Source organism: Rhizobium sp. A37_96 (assembly GCF_053521765.1).
This window is the reverse complement of record NZ_JBNWDS010000005.1, coordinates 308,511-323,434: the sequence shown is the minus strand read 5'-3', so window position 1 is coordinate 323,434 and position 14,924 is coordinate 308,511. Positions and strand designations below refer to the sequence as shown.

The window sequence follows — 14,924 nt, the reverse complement described above, 5'->3', positions numbered from 1 at the left end:
TGCGCGAAGCATCCCATAGAATTCCGAAACTAGCTCAGCCCATCGCCTGCCGGATGGTTTTCGAGAGGCGTAGCAGGAACTGGGGCCGCGAAGAGGCTACGAGCTTCCAGGATAGAACGGCCTTCGCCATTCGCCGAGGCAGGAGGCCGACGGAAAGAAACCAGGCGGCCAGCAGCGCCCGGCGCCGTCGGGAGGCATTCATCTTCAGGCTGGCCGCCACTCCGGCGGCCGCAAGGGAAAGCCGCGAGTCGCTGGAGACCGGGTGTCGCTCCCTATCGATGCAAAGCGATGCGAGGCGCTCCTCCAAATGCACGGGGTCGCGCAGACCGGCACCATCGGACACATCCAGGCCGATCTCCGTCGCCTGATCCGACAAGGCTTCCAGCCGGCGAAAGTCGTGCTCGATACGCCAGCGCGCGCGCTGGCCGAGCTTTTCCGCAAAGACGGAATGGTTGGCGCCATGAATGCGGTAAGCGCCGAGGCAGTCGTCGATGGACGTCACCTCGCCATGCAGAGGCGCTACGGTGGCAAGATATCCATCGGCGCCCTGCCGAAACTCCCGCTCCGGTACCGGCATGACCCTGTCCAGCACCGAGCGCTTGAAGGCAAGACCGCTTGTCACCGTCGTCTGATAGCGACCCTTTCTCAGCAATTGCGGAGTGACGTCGCCAGAGTCGAACGGCAGCTCCGCTGGCGGAAAGACGTCCTTTACGTGCATGTCCTCATCGACGATGTGCAGCCTGAACTGAACCTGAGCCGTCCTCTCTTCCCAGGCGTCGACAACCTCCGATACAGCGTTCGGATAAAGGTAATCATCCGCGTCGAGAAACAGCACGATCTTGCCGTGGCTGGATGCAAAGCCGGTGTTGAATGTGGCGGCATGTCCGCCATTCACCTCTCGCAGGCACGTCTTTATTCTCGGGCCATAGGAGGCGACGACGTCGGCTGTTGCATCCGTCGATGCATCGTCGACGACGATGACTTCGGCGGCGTCGTAGTTCTGTTCCAGCGCGCTGTCGATACTGCGCCTCAGGAAGCGCGCGTAATTGTAGTTTGCGATAACGATGGAGACGGGAGTGCGGTCTTGAGTGGAATACATCGCATTGAACCTCGCAGATCTGCTTTGGTCGCGGCGAACCTTCTCGTCAGGTCCTGTGATTGAACTCGCTGCCGGCAAGAATGCGCCGTAATGCGCGGGATACGCCTCATAAATATTCAAGCAGCGGCTGCATGGATCGTGCCGATCCTCTTGGCCCTCCCGAGCCTCGTCAGTTTTGTGGCTTTTGAATGGCCGGCGTTCATGATGTGAACGCCGGCCGCCCCATCATTCGACCGTCTCTCTATTTCACCAGGTAACGGCGAGCAGCCGCCGAGCGGGACAGATTGGGCATAAGAGCCTGCCGCGCGTCCTCGTAGGCTGTCTGCAATTGCGCGTCCTCGAGCGCGGGGATTGTCACCAGTTCCCCCTGGTCAAAGCCCACCAGGGAAGCATCGACCATTTCTTCCGCTGGCATGACGATCTGAGACGGCAAATGCTCGACGGGCATGCCGGCAATCGCCCAGAATTCCGTCGCCGTCGCCCCGGGCAGAACAGCCTGCACGCGAATATTCCTGTCGGCGAGCTCATGCTTGAGAGACTGGCTGAAGGCGAGCACGAAAGCCTTCGTGCCACCATAGACGCCATTCAGGAGTTCCGGCGCGATTGCGACGATCGAGGCGATGTTGATGATGGAGCCGCCGCCGCGCTTCACGAAGCCCGGCACGGCAGCATAGGTGAGCCTCATGAGCGCCGTGACATTCAGCTCGACCATCTGCTGCATCTTGTCCACGTCGGCGTCAAGCAGGGGCGCCGTTCCGCCAAACCCGGCATTGTTGACGAGTGTCGTAATCGTCTCGTCGGTCTTCAACACTTGCTCGATGCGACGCAGATCGCTCGGAGAGCCCAGATCGGCGGCAATGGTTTCGACCTTCCGCCCCGTCTCGGCGCTCAGGCGATCTGCAATGGCCGAAAGACGCTCGCCATTGCGCGCAACCAGAATGAGGTCGAAACCTCGCCTGGCAAGCCGATCTGCGTAGATGGCGCCGATACCTGAAGAGGCGCCTGTTACCAATGCTGTACCTGCTGAATTCGTCATTGCCTTGATCCTTATCTCGCGGAGCAGCTCTCGTCCGTGTCGAAGACGACCATACGCTTGAAACCGGATGACCCAAATGTCATATTCACCACGTTTTAGGACACAACCCACGCCGCGAGGTCCGGTCGGCTATCGCCGTTTGACACGGGATCTCGTCCGAGAAATGCTACAGGCACCTTTTACAGCCACGAGCGTCACCATGCATTCCATCGGATTTCTCGTCTTTCCCGGTTTCCAGGTCATGGGCTTCACCGCGGTGACGGCCTTCGAAGTCGCAAATCTGGCGAGGGAAAGGGAGCTATACCGCGTAACGCTGCTTTCGGAGACCGGCGGGCTTGTGCGTTCGTCGGCAGGATTCAGCGTCGAAACGGAGGCTTTCGGCAGCGGCTCCTTCGACTCTCTCGTCATTGGCGCCGCCACGCAGATCTCGTCGATGTCGCCGGCGGTTCTCGACTATATTCGCGAAGTATCGAAATCCTGCCGGCGCGTCGTCGCACCCTGTACCGGGGCCTTCACCTTGGCCGAAACGGGCCTGCTCGATGGCCGCCGCGCGACGACGCATTGGCTTTTCGCCCGAGAGCTGCGCGATCGGTTTCCCGCGCTGAAGGTGGACGAAGACAAGATCTTCATCATCGACGGATCGATCTGGACATCGGCGGGCATGACCGCGACCATAGATCTTGCGCTCGCGATGATCGAGAAGGACCATGGCGAGGAACTGGCGCGAACCGTGGCCAGAAAACTCGTCGTCTATCATCGCCGCGCCGGTGGACAGTCTCAGTTTTCGACCCTGCTGGAACTGGAGCCGAAATCCGACCGGGTTCAGCGAGCGCTCGATTTCGCCGGGCGGAACCTGCGCAAGATCGTATCGGTCGAGGAAATGGCTGAAGCCGCAAGCCTCAGTCCTCGTCAGTTCAACCGCGTCTTTCGCAGCGAAACCGGCCAGTCGCCTGCCAAGGCGATCGAGAACATGCGGGTGGAGGCGGCGCGGTTGATGATCGAGGACGGCCGCCATTCGATGGACGAAATCGCCGTCGAAGTGGGCTTTGCCGACCGCGAACGCATGCGCCGCGCCTTCTTGCGCGTGCTCGGCCAACCGCCGCAGACGATCCGCCGCAATGTGCGCGCGTTCGGATAGACGCCAACGGTCACGGGCACTTCCCTGTGCATTCATAGATTTATGTCACAAGCCCGTGACAACCCCTGATTATGGCGATAGCGTTCAACCTTAACGCGGGGGCGTATATGAAAAAGCTTATCTCCGTCATTGCATTGACGATCCTGTCCGGCAACGCGGCTTCGGCCGCCGACTACGTGTCCTATATCGACTATCCTCAGCCGAAGGACGAAAGCCAGGAATTCTACACCGCTATCGAGATTCCGGCCGGCAGCTTCACCAAGTACGAAATCGACGCCAAGACCGGTCACATCGTTGTCGATCGCTTCCAGTCCATGCCGGTCGCCTATCCGGCGAACTACGGCTCCATCACCAGCTCGCTCGGTGGTGACGGCGATCCGCTCGATGCCATCGTCTACACGCGCGAGCCGATCGTTCCCGGCGCCATTGTCCGCGTTCGGGCAATCGGCGTCATGAAGATGATCGACGGCGGCGAGGTGGACGACAAGATCGTTGCCGTACCGACGACCAAGATCGACCCGACCTACGACGACATCAAGGAAATCTCCGATCTTCCCAAGGTCGAGCAGGACCGCCTGCAGGCATTTTTCCGTGTCTACAAGCAGCTTCCAGACGCCCGCAAGGTTGTCGAAGTTGGCGGCTTCGAGAGCGCCGAAAAGGCGCGGAACGAAGTTGCCGCCGCCATCAAGGCGTATAGCGAGAAAAAGTGAAATCGGCCGAAAGGAGCGGCCTTCGCCGCTCCTTTCGGATTGGCGGCGGGGCGCGTGACGAACGTGACTTGCTTCCTGCCGTGAGAAGCAATCTTCCCAAGGCCGGGCGTGATCGCGCCCCCTCGATCACTCGGCCTGCGGGAGGCGCCACCCTATCCATTTGCCCGATGCAGCCGTGCCGTCCTCTGCGGGCTGCTTCGGTATTGCAGCTTGATATCAGCTGAGAGATCCTGCCGATCCATCGACGTCGCCAGTGCCGCGTTTCTTTCCCTCGCCTTGCGGCGTGTTGCCAGGCCCTATGACCTGGACAACACCGAAGGCAGATCTGCCTTCATTACAGATCTGCTTGCGTCGCCTCGTTCATCTCCCGATGATGCGGTGAGATCAGGCATCAGGAGTGGCTGTATCGGCACAGCCTTGCGCTCGGCTGTATCCCGAACGGGAGATGCTCAAGCCGCTCGACAGCGGCACAATAAAGCCCGCACGAAGCGGGCTTTATTGTCTTTACTCGGCAGCGCCTGCAGTTTTCGGCTTGCGAGTGCGCTTCGGCTTTGCCGTTTCTGCAACAGCCGGCGCCGGAGCAGCTGCAGGAGCAGCCTTGGCCCGAGCAGCCTTGGGTGCCGCCTTGCTGGCAACGGATTTGGCAGCAGCCGGCTTTGCTGCGGCAGGCTTGGCCTTCGCCTTGGTCTTCGAGGCAGGTGCATCTCCCCCGGTCTTTGCCGCATTCAAAAGTGCGACGCGACGCTGGCGGTTCTGCTCGAGCGCCTGCTGGAAGCCGACGTCGTTCTCCGCGTGATAGGTGAGATCGTCGAGAAACTCTGCCACGTCCTTGACTGCTTCGACGACGACATAGCTCAATCCATGGCCGGCATTGACGGAGTCACGGCCAACCGTCACGCCGAAGCCGCCGGGGACGCGCTGGAACCAGGTGGAGCGCCACTTCTTGAAACCAGCTGAATCGCGCTCGTACTCCTCCAGATATGCCTTCTGTTCCGCTACTCGTGCACGAAACGTATCGACGACATTCCGTGCGCCAGCCTTTGGCTTATCAGCCTTCTTAGAAGACCATTTATCAAGAAAGTTTGCCATTTTTCTGTTCTCTTCGGGTTAGCGTTCCTTGCCAAGCCGTCGTTGCTTAGGAAGCGATGACGGAGCTCCTCCATAGGGATGCCCCTATAAATGTAAAGGATAGATGTATAATGGCAACACCGACTGCTATTATCGATGACGATTAGCCTTGGCGGCAGCGCCGTTTGACGCTTTTCCTGATCCCGAAGGCGCATGATTTTACGGTTCAGCAGCTCATGAAAAGATGTCTCGTCACCTTCTGAGTGGTGAGAGCCTTCTGCTTCAGATGAGACCCGTGAGCATCGCTAACCAGGACCTCCGTCCATATCTGCCCGACATCTTCGGTGGCGGCAACGGGCCGCCGTTTCCAACGCGATTTGACTTGGCTTGGAGGTTTATTGCCCTTTTGTTGCCCGGCAAACTCACGAGCATTTAGGGAAACAGTACCGTGAGCGGGAATGCATGATCCCGCTCACGGTCATCTTCATCTGAGAGCCCTTGCGTGGTCGTATGAGCTTCCGTGCCTCAAGCTGCCTTCAACAGCTCACCATGCGGATCAAGGACAAACTTCGTGGCAGCGCCCTGGTCGAAGCTTTCATAGCCTTGCGCCGCATCTTCGAGCGAGATGATCCTGGCGTTGACGATATCGGCAATCGGCAGCCTGTCATGTAGGATCGCCTGCATGAGTTGCCGGTTGTACTTCAGAACCGGCGTCTGTCCGGTGTGGAAGGATTGCGCCTTCGCCCAGCCAAGACCGAAACGCAGCGACAAGCTGCCCTGCTTGGCCGCGGCATCTGCTGCACCCGGATCTTCCGTCACATACAATCCGGGTATCCCGATCGACCCTGCTGCGCGGGTGATCTCCATCATCTGATTGAGCACGATTGCCGGCTGCTCGCCGCCGGAATGACCGCGTGCCTCGAAGCCGACGGCATCGATGGCGCTGTCCACCTCGTTGGAGCCGACGACCTGGGCAATCATGTCGCCGAGACGATCGCTCTTGGAGAGATCGATAGGCTCGAAGCCGACCTTGGCGGCGTGCGCGAGACGATCCTTGTTGAAGTCGCCGATCATAACGACAGCCGCGCCCAGGATGCGGGCGGAGGCGGCTGCCGCGAGACCGACCGGGCCTGCGCCCGCGACATAGACGGTGGAGCCCACGCCGACGCCCGCGCGGACTGCACCGTGAAAGCCGGTCGGCAGAATATCCGACAGCATGGTGAGATCGCGGATCTTGGCCATGGCCTTGTCGCGGTCAGGAAACTTCAGCAGGTTGAAATCCGCGTAGGGCACGGTGACGTAGCGCGCCTGGCCGCCGATCCAGCCGCCCATGTCGACATAGCCGTAGGCGCCGCCGGCCCGCGACGGATTCACCGTCAGGCAGACGCCAGTGTCCTGCGACTTGCAGCAACGGCAGCGGCCGCAGGCGACGTTGAACGGAACCGAGACGATATCGCCGATGTCGAGCATCTCGACATCGATGCCCTTTTCGATGACCTCTCCGGTGATCTCATGGCCGAGCACGAGGCCCGGCATGGCGGTCGTGCGGCCGCGCACCATATGCTGGTCGGAGCCGCAGATATTCGTGGAAATCACTTTCAGGATTACGCCGTGCTCGATGCGGCGGCCATCCGGCGCCTCCAGCTTCGGATCGTCGATATCGCGAACCTCGACCTTGCCGGGTCGCATGTAGACGACGCCTCTGTTCCCAGTCATGCCATCTCCTCCTTGATTGAACGCTTGAACATCCTCGCCCGGAATCCCGGGCATCTTCGGATCGGCCCGCTCCTCAACGGGCTGAACAGCAGCGAAATCGGTTCCGGCAGCCGCGACTTCAGCGGTGACCGGGCCGGCGCATGCATGACTGCTACGAAAGCTGCGAGATTGGAACCGGGCGATCTCAAGACGCCCGCATTCGCCTCTCGATCACCCGCCGTGATCAATCAAGCCTGCCGTCAAGGCTGGTTTCCGGGCTTCGGACCTGTCCGTTCGGACGCTGTCGACAACCTTCCCGGCAGTTGTGCCAGTGGCATCCGTCGATAGTATTCGGTCCGCTACCGTTGCGGGGGCAGCACCGGCCTGCGACCGGTTTCCCAATTATCCACCGGCACGCTTTGCCGATGGCACCTTGAATATGACCAGAAGATCACGGCAGGCGCCATGGCGCGCACAGGAAAACGACATCGGCGCCCTGCACGACGACATCAGGCATTTTGTCGGTATTGCCACAGGCAAGCTGTCGCACCGCGAACGGCAGGCGGAGCCTGCCGTTTGAGACGCATCACTCGGCCGCAGCACCCTTGGCTCCATCGAGCCAGACCGCCACGCCGACAGGCGCAAGCACGCGGTTGCCGATCAGAAATTCGGCATCCTGCGCTGCGGGGACAGCCGCCACCGTGCTTCCATAGTTGAAGGCGAAGTGCAGCCTCCCGCGCCGCGCAAGGCGCAGATCGCCGAGATCCGGCAGGCTGCTCACGCCGGCCCAGGCAAACGTGTCGCCCATGAGCTTCAACAGGAACTCGTCGCGCGGCAGCGTGGCGCAGTAGCGCGCGATGTCATTGCCGATGACGGCCGGTGAATCCGGCCGATAGTCTCCCTGGAACGTCGCCAGCACCGTCTCCGTAGTCCGGATCGTTTCCCGCCATGTGGAGGTCTCGTGGCTGGAATTGCCGTAGAGAACGGTCTCGGACTGGAACGGCGGCAGAGACTCGACGCGCGTGACGCGGAAATCCAGGAGGTCGCCAAGCACGCCCGGCGGCAGATCGGCGGGAATATGCATGTCGCGGGTCTTGCTGCCGCTGCGAGGCCCGAACAGCGCCTTGGCGCCGGAAGCCTTGAGGCGCGCAATGAAATCCGGATCGGGAATGACGAGATCGGGTGCCAGCACCAGCCTGTATCCTTCGAGATCGGAATGCTGGCCGATGAAATCGACGTCCACGCCGAGGCGCGACACGGCGGAATACCAGTCGAGCGCAATGGCGGAGGCGGCATAATCGCGACCCTGCGGCAAGGCGCGGGTGGCAAAGCGGGATTCATAATCGAGCAGCAACGCAACGGCGGCTTTGTCGCGCGCCTCGCCCTTCGGCAGCAGCTTCATCTCGGCAATGACCTGCGCCACTTCCTTGTAGCCCTGATCCTCTTCGCTGTTCGGCAGAAGGAGGCCTGCATGGAATTGCTCCTGCGCGAACGGCGCCTGCCGCCAGCGGAAATAGGAAACCATGTCGATACCGTGGGCATAGGCGAGCCATGTCCACAAGCGCACCATGCCATCGGCCGGAGACTGGTTGTGCGAGGCCCAGTTCACCGGTCCCGGCTGCTGCTCCATGACCCAGGCCCGGCCGCGGCCGACCGCCCGATAGAGGTCATGATTGAAGGCCGTTTGATCGGGATCGCCGACGCGCAGATAGCGCTGCTTTTCCTCGGTGCTCAGCCGGCCATTGATGAGCCCGCCCATGGGATAGACGTCCCACGATGCGATATCGATATCTTCGCCGACCTTGTAATGATCGAAGTCGGTGTTCTGCGACATGAAGTTATGCGTGACCGGCCGGCCCGGTGAGTGGCGGCGGATGATGTCGACCTGCGCCTTGTTGAAGCTCTTCACCTGATCGGACGAGAAGCGGAAATAGTCGACCAGATGCGTCGGGCTCGGCTCCTCGACCAGATTGTTGGGCAGATCCACCTCGTCGAAGCTGTTGTAGTGCATGCTCCAGAATGTGGTGCCCCAGGCGCGGTTCAGCTCCTCGATCGTGCCGTAGCGCGCGGCCAGCCACTCGCGGAAGGCGTGGAGCGCCACTCGCGAATAGCTGTGAATCGTGTCGTGGTCGCCGTACTCGTTATCGGTCTGCCAGGCATGCACGAAGGGATGCTTGCCATAGCGCTGCGCCACTGCTTCAGTGATACGCGCGGCTTCCAGACGATAGCGCTGGCTGGAGAAACAATAGTGCCGGCGCGCGCCGAACTTGCGAACGGCGCCGCGCGCGTCGACGGGCAGGATGTCCGGGTAACGATCCACCAGCCACTTGGGAGGAGCGGCCGTCGGCGTGCCGATGATGACCTTCAATCCCGCCTTGCCGAGCACCTCGACCGCGTCGTCGAACCAGTCCCATTGGAAGACGCCGGATTTCGGCTCGATATGCGACCAGGCAAATTCGCCGATGCGCACCCAGGCGAGCCCCAGCTCCACCATGCGCGCGGCATCTTCCTCCCATTTCGTCCGCGGCCATTGCTCCGGATAATAGCAGACGCCAAGTTCCAGCATGCCGGCATCCGGCCGGCTGGCATCGAAATTGTTCTGTCTGGCGAGCGGCTTGTGCACTGTCTTGTCCTTCTTCATTCAAGTCGCCGAACGTCGGGCATCACCCTTTGTCGCAGTCGAAATTTAAACGTTTATATCGCCGCCGAAATCGTCGCGACGTGATCTCTGTTCTGGATCAGGGGCTAGCGAGGAGGCAAACGAGACAAGGTCTCATCGAGCCCGTCGAGAAACCGGTCGCAATCCTCCGCGCTGAAGGGCGCCGGCGGCTTTACCTTCAACACGTTATGATGCGGCCCCTCGCTGCTGAGCAGGATGTGATGCTTGCGCTTCATCTCGGCGATCACGAAATCCAGTTCCGCGGCGGCGGGCTCCAGCGTCTCACGATCACGCACAAGCTCGACGCCGTTGAAGAGGCCATGGCCGCGCACGTCGCCGATGATCTCATGGCGCGAAGCAAGGGCGCGCACGCCATCCATCAGCCGGTCGCCGACGACGCGGCAATGATGCATCAGCCGCTCGTCGCGGATGACGTCGAGAACGGCAAGGCCGATCTCGGCGGAAACCGGGTTGCCGCCGAAGGTGTTGAAATACTCCATGCCATTGGCAAAGGCGGCCGCGATGGCCTCCGTCGTAACAACGGCGGCCATCGGGTGGCCGTTGCCGATCGGCTTGCCCATCGTGACGATGTCGGGCACCACGTCCTGCAATTCATGAGCCCACATATGGCTGCCGACGCGGCCGAATCCGACCTGCACCTCGTCGGCCAGGCAAAGGCCGCCCGCCGCCCGGACATGGGCGTAGGCTTCCCTCAGATAGTTGGCCGGGAGCGTCAGTTGGCCGCCGGTGCCGAGGATGCCCTCGCTGAAGAAGAGCGCCGGACGCCGGCCTTCCACCGCCAGGGCCGCGACCTGGTCGCGCACGTCATCGGCATATTTGCGGCCGGCATCCGCATCGCCATAGCGGAATCTGCCACGATAGAGATCGGGCATTTCAGCAACGCGCACATGCCGCGGCCGCCCTTCCCCGCCCTTGCCGGCGAACTTGTAGGGGCTGACGTCGATCAGGCTCGACAGGTGTCCGTGATAGGCGTGGTCGACCGTGATGATGTCGCGGTTGCCGGTATAGGCACGCGCCAGCCGGATCGCGAGATCGTTCGCCTCGCTGCCAGAATTGACGAAGAAGCAGACGTTGAGCGGATCGGGCAAAAGGTTCGCCAGGCGACGGGAATATTCGACGAGCGAGTCGTGCAGATAACGCGAGTTGGTGTTGAGCTTGGCGATCTGCGCCTGCGCTGCCTTCACCACCCGGGGATGGCAATGGCCGACATGGCAGACGTTGTTGACCATATCGAGCCAGCGGGTGCCTGCCTCGTCGATGAGATGGGCCCCTTCGCCGCCGACGATCTTCAGCGGCGTTGCGGAATAGGCGATACTGAGCGAACGGCCGATCCGCCGGTGACGCTCGCGCACCAGAAAATCCTTGTCCCGCGCAACGATGACCGAAGCGGGCGTGGAAAAGCCGAACACCACGCTCGGGTCGGGACTGATGGCCCGCCAGACCTGCCATTGCTCACCCACGCCGACACCGTGCATCCGCGCACCGAGGCCGAGATGGTCCGTGACGATCTGGAAGTGCAGATGTGGCGACCAGTTGCCGTTTTCAGACGCCTCGCCAAGGGTGCAGAAAGCCTCGCCCCGGGCGACAGCCTGCCCCACGGCCAGCCTGGCAACGCTCTGGCGCGAAAGATGGCCGTAGAGCGTCCAGAAGATATCTCCCTCTTCCGTGCGATGTTCGAGCAGCACCGTGGGACCGAAACCGAAATCGACCGCATCGTCGTGAATGAAGGCGACCGCACCGGCAAAGGGCGCATGAACAGGCTCACGCGCCGGGGCAAAAAGATCGATGCCGAGATGAACCGTCCGGCGCTGGCCGGCGGTTGGGGTCTCGTAGGCATCGCCCTTGTAGACGATGCGATCCTCCGCGTAGAGGCCGATGGCGAAATCGGCTCCGGCCTGGCCGACGCGCTCTTCGATCAGCCGTTCGGCCCCGGCGGCATCGAGCGTCGCCCATGCTCCGGCATCCGGTCCGGTCGCCGTCAGATCGAGCGCAAGCACCTTCGGCTTGGTCAGCGACGGCTTGAGAACTCCGGCAAAGTCATGAGCGTTTCTTTCCAGCCAGCGCTCGATGCGGGCGCTGTGCGGGATCGGCTCGAAGCCGCAGGCATCGCGGATGCGGGCAACCGCCAGCGAGCGGTTCTCCCGCTGCAGGCGCTGCAGTTCGCGCCAGACATCCTCCTGGCTGACCAGCAGATAGGTGTTTTCCGGATTGTCGCGGATCTGCTTTGCCGCCATGCACATGCTGACCGCGTAGCGCGTGCAGGTCAGATCGAAGATGAGCTCCGCCTCGATGTCGCTGATGGGATTGACCGCGTGATAGGCGCCGGCAAGGCGCGCGATCGCATCCACCGGATCATCCGCGCCGATCAGCGCATAGGCGCCGGCGACGGCGATCTCGATGACGCGCCAGGTCTCGACCATGTCGCCGAAATCGAGCAGACCGCTGACCGCGCCGGCGTCATCCAGTAGAACGTTGTAGTCGTTGGCGTCGTTGTGAATGACCTGACGCGGGCATTGCCGCAGCCGCGGCAGCACCTCATGGAGGAAGCGGTCGAGAACCGCTCTTACGACCGCCTGCTTGTCCGCATCGGCAATGAAGACCAGGTTTTCCAGATGCATGTCGGCGTGGCCGATATCCCAGGCATAGGAGCGCGTTGCGCCCGGATGGCTGAAGCTTTCGAGGCTTCGGTCCATCTCGCCCAGCAGCCGGCCAAGCGTGACGATACTCTGCCTGCCGCGTGCCGGCGATTTCGACCAGACACTGCCGGTCAGCCAGGTCAACAAGCGCGCCGTACGCTGGCCACGCAGCTCGGCGGCGATTGCCGTGGAACCGCTTTTGTCCGGAAGCGCACGCGAAATCGGAAGCTCCGGCGCGGCTTGAGCGAGATGATCGAGCACGGCGACCTGCATGGCAAGGTCGTCCGCATCGCCCGGAGCGTGCAGCTTGAGCAGGAAGCGGGTTCCGTCCTCCGCCTCGATGCAATAGTTCAGGTCGTGCTCGCCGGGCAGCGCGATAATCCTGCCCGAGATGCCGTAGCTGTTGCGGAGAAGCGCGTCGATTGCTTCGATCTCACCGCCATGCTGCCTGTTCGCGTCGGTCATTGCCCCGCCCTTTCCCTTACCAAGATACAGTCTTGCCGTCGTAGGCCCGGAAGCTTCCGGTGACGGCCATCGTCGTCGTGTTGATCAGGGCCTTCAAGCAATGCGCACTTTGCGCGATGTCGACGACGGCATCCGGGCCGCCCATGTCGGTACGGATCCAACCCGGATGCAGCGAGATGACGGCAATGCCGTCGCGCTGAAAATCCTGCGCGAGCTTCACCGTCGCCATGTTCAACGCCGCCTTCGAGCACCGGTAGGCATAATCGCCGTCATCATCATCGACGGTGCCTTCCGCGAGCGAACCGGCGCGGCTGCTGATATTGACCAAGAGCTTGCGTTGGCCCGCGAGGAGATTGGGCCGGAGCGCCCGCGCGATCAGCAGCGGCGCCAGCGCGTTGACCCGCATGACCTCCATGAAATCATCGGCATCGAGCGAGCCAAGACCGCCGGTGTCGCCACGAACGGCGGCATTGTTGATGACGATATCGATCGCCTCGCCTTCGAGAGTTGTGCCAAGCGCCTCGATCGAGGCGGCATCCCCGACATCGAGAGAATGGCGCTGCATGAAACCCTTCGGCTCCGGCGGCATCTCGCGCATGCATGCCAGCACGCGCCAGCCCGCCTGGGCATAGAGCGAGGCGAGCGCATGGCCGAGACCCCGCGACGCGCCGGTCACCAGGACCGTGCCGGCGGTCGCGTGCGGCCCTGCGGAACGATCAGCGATGCTTGACGTCATACTTCTTCTCGACGAGGCTTACGAAGCTTGCGGCAGCAAGCGTCAGCAGGATGTAGAGAACCGCCGCGGAGTTATAGGGCGCGAACGGCAGGAAGCTCGCCGACTGGAACTCGCGCATGCGCTGCGTGATGTCGCGGATCGACAGGATCGACAGCAGCGACGTGTCCTTCAGGATAGCGATAAGCTCGTTGCCGAGCGGCGGAATGACGATGCGGAATGCCTGCGGCAGGATAACCAGCCGCGCGGTCTGCCAGCGGTTGAGCCCGATGCTTGCCGCAGCTTCGATCTGGCCAGCCGGGATGGCATTGATGCCCGAGCGGAAGATCTCCGCAAGGTAGGCCGAATAGGCCAGCGCCATCGCGACGATGCCGCGCATCAGGTTCGGAGGATCGAATACGCCCTGCGTCGCGTCCTTCAATGCGCCGCTGAGCGGCAGGCCGACATAGAGGACGATGACGAGCATCGGAATGCCGCGGATCGTATCGACGATGAACTCGGAACCGATCGACAAGGGGTGGCGGCGATGCAGAAAGCCGCCGAGGGTCAGAAGACCGATCACGATGGCGACGACCGAGAAGGTGATGCCCGCGGCCCGATCGCGATCGTTCAACGCCTGCGTACGCCAGACGATCGGCCAGTCGGAGGGAGCGGATGCAGCCGGCAACAAGGCACCGCTGACATCCTGCTTCTTGCCGATTGCCTCGATGGCCTGCTGCGGCGTGACGAAGGTCCTGACCGGCGTTTCCGTCTTGGGAGCACCGTCGTACTGACCGAAGCGCACCGCGCTGATGAGACCCGACGGGGTGTTGGTGACGATGCCGATCTTGCCGCCGAGCGTGCCGGCAAGAACATAGTCGTCGCGCGGCTGCAGCAGGAACCACGCCGAGAGCGCGGCAAGGCAGACCGTCATGATGATGAAGGCCATCAGGCTCGAGCGCGTATAATGCAGTTTCTGCAAGCCGACCCAGACGAGGCCGAGAGCGGCGGCGAGAAGATAGGCCGCGATGGCGGCGCGGATCGTCGTCGCAAGACCGGAAGCGAAAGCGATATAGGCAATCAGGAATACAAAGGCGAGGCCAGCGCCGTTGACGACGGCAAGCAGCCAGACGCCTGCGCAGCGCACGGCGCTTTCGGCCGGCACCACGGCACGATTGCCGGCAGCGAGCAATCCGAGGCCAGCGACCAGCAAGAGCGCATAGGCCGGCCAGATCCAGGCTTCGACGTGACGCACCATGACATCCGCCTCCGGTGTCAACTGGCGCGGCGTGACACCCTTGATCACGAGATCGGACTTGAACGGATCGACGCTATTGGCGACCACCGAAGCGATGAAGGGATGCACCATATCGCCCGCAAGGATGGCTGCGGTCGCGACCAGCCCAAGAAGCGCCACAGCGATCGTCAGGCGAGGCCGGGCGACCTTCATCTTCGACAGAGCGAGAACGCCGATGGCGGATGCGAATGCTATGGACAGCAGCAGGAAGCCGGGCACGAAGGCCGCAGATCCCGGCTCCACGCCGAGGATCGCCTGCAGCGAGCGCTGATAGTCCGGAGACGATGCGAAGAGATAGACGATGAAAGGCAGCGCCGCGAGAATGATGAGGTTGCTGGGCCGCACGCTTTTGATGAATGACATTCCGGCCTCCAGCGCCAGATCGAAC

At 62.2% G+C, this 14,924-nt stretch carries 11 protein-coding genes and 1 riboswitch; of the genes, 3 read left to right on the top strand and 8 right to left on the bottom strand.

Features of this window, described 5'->3' with window-relative positions; all coding sequences use genetic code 11:
* Positions 1-34 precede the first annotated feature (34 nt).
* Positions 35-1,099, bottom strand: a complete 1,065-nt coding sequence (locus ACQZ6J_RS17065; protein ID WP_449084937.1) for a glycosyltransferase — start codon at positions 1,097-1,099, stop codon at positions 35-37.
* A gap of 241 nt (positions 1,100-1,340) precedes the next feature.
* Positions 1,341-2,135, bottom strand: a complete 795-nt coding sequence (locus ACQZ6J_RS17060) for an SDR family NAD(P)-dependent oxidoreductase (RefSeq protein ID WP_449084936.1) — start codon at positions 2,133-2,135, stop codon at positions 1,341-1,343.
* Positions 2,136-2,334: 199 nt separating this feature from the next.
* Here ACQZ6J_RS17060 and ACQZ6J_RS17055 point away from each other — a divergent pair, with 199 nt between their 5' ends.
* Together ACQZ6J_RS17055 and ACQZ6J_RS17050 are read left to right on the top strand one after the other, a co-directional pair.
* Complete coding sequence (locus tag ACQZ6J_RS17055; RefSeq protein WP_449084935.1) at positions 2,335-3,273, top strand: GlxA family transcriptional regulator; 939 nt, start codon at positions 2,335-2,337, stop codon at positions 3,271-3,273.
* Positions 3,274-3,380: 107 nt separating this feature from the next.
* The gene (locus ACQZ6J_RS17050) at positions 3,381-3,983 is read left to right on the top strand and encodes an inorganic diphosphatase (protein ID WP_449084934.1); all 603 of its coding nucleotides are present in this window, start codon (positions 3,381-3,383) and stop codon (positions 3,981-3,983) included.
* 504 nt (positions 3,984-4,487) lie between these two features.
* Here the strand turns inward: ACQZ6J_RS17050 and ACQZ6J_RS17045 are convergent.
* Entirely contained in the window at positions 4,488-5,072 is a 585-nt protein-coding gene (locus tag ACQZ6J_RS17045; RefSeq protein WP_449084933.1) for a hypothetical protein, read from the bottom strand.
* Between the two features lie 504 nt (positions 5,073-5,576).
* Positions 5,577-6,767: a formaldehyde dehydrogenase, glutathione-independent gene (fdhA, locus tag ACQZ6J_RS17040; RefSeq protein ID WP_163985571.1), complete on the bottom strand. Its 1,191-nt coding sequence runs from the start codon at positions 6,765-6,767 to the stop codon at positions 5,577-5,579.
* Positions 6,768-6,993: 226 nt separating this feature from the next.
* Positions 6,994-7,197: riboswitch (cobalamin riboswitch) on the bottom strand.
* On the opposite strand from fdhA, the gene ACQZ6J_RS17035 reads away from it, so the two are divergent.
* Entirely contained in the window at positions 7,186-7,326 is a 141-nt protein-coding gene (locus ACQZ6J_RS17035; RefSeq protein WP_449084932.1) for a hypothetical protein, read from the top strand. (Overlaps the previous riboswitch by 12 nt.)
* A gap of 6 nt (positions 7,327-7,332) precedes the next feature.
* Here ACQZ6J_RS17035 and ACQZ6J_RS17030 read toward each other — a convergent pair whose 3' ends face one another.
* The 4 genes from ACQZ6J_RS17030 to ACQZ6J_RS17015 form a co-directional block, all read right to left on the bottom strand.
* The gene (locus ACQZ6J_RS17030) at positions 7,333-9,387 is read right to left on the bottom strand and encodes a beta-galactosidase (RefSeq protein ID WP_449084931.1); all 2,055 of its coding nucleotides are present in this window, start codon (positions 9,385-9,387) and stop codon (positions 7,333-7,335) included.
* A 104-nt stretch (positions 9,388-9,491) separates the two neighbouring features.
* Complete coding sequence (locus ACQZ6J_RS17025; RefSeq protein ID WP_449084930.1) at positions 9,492-12,527, bottom strand: aminotransferase class III-fold pyridoxal phosphate-dependent enzyme; 3,036 nt, start codon at positions 12,525-12,527, stop codon at positions 9,492-9,494.
* A 16-nt stretch (positions 12,528-12,543) separates the two neighbouring features.
* Positions 12,544-13,263, bottom strand: coding sequence for an SDR family oxidoreductase (locus ACQZ6J_RS17020; RefSeq protein ID WP_449084929.1), 720 nt, complete (start codon positions 13,261-13,263; stop codon positions 12,544-12,546).
* Positions 13,244-14,899 carry an amino acid ABC transporter permease gene (locus ACQZ6J_RS17015; RefSeq protein ID WP_449084928.1) on the bottom strand — a complete coding sequence of 552 codons (1,656 nt, stop codon included), beginning with the start codon at positions 14,897-14,899 and terminating at the stop codon, positions 13,244-13,246. Before ACQZ6J_RS17015 ends, ACQZ6J_RS17020 begins: the two co-directional genes overlap by 20 nt.
* Positions 14,900-14,924: the final 25 nt, after the last annotated feature.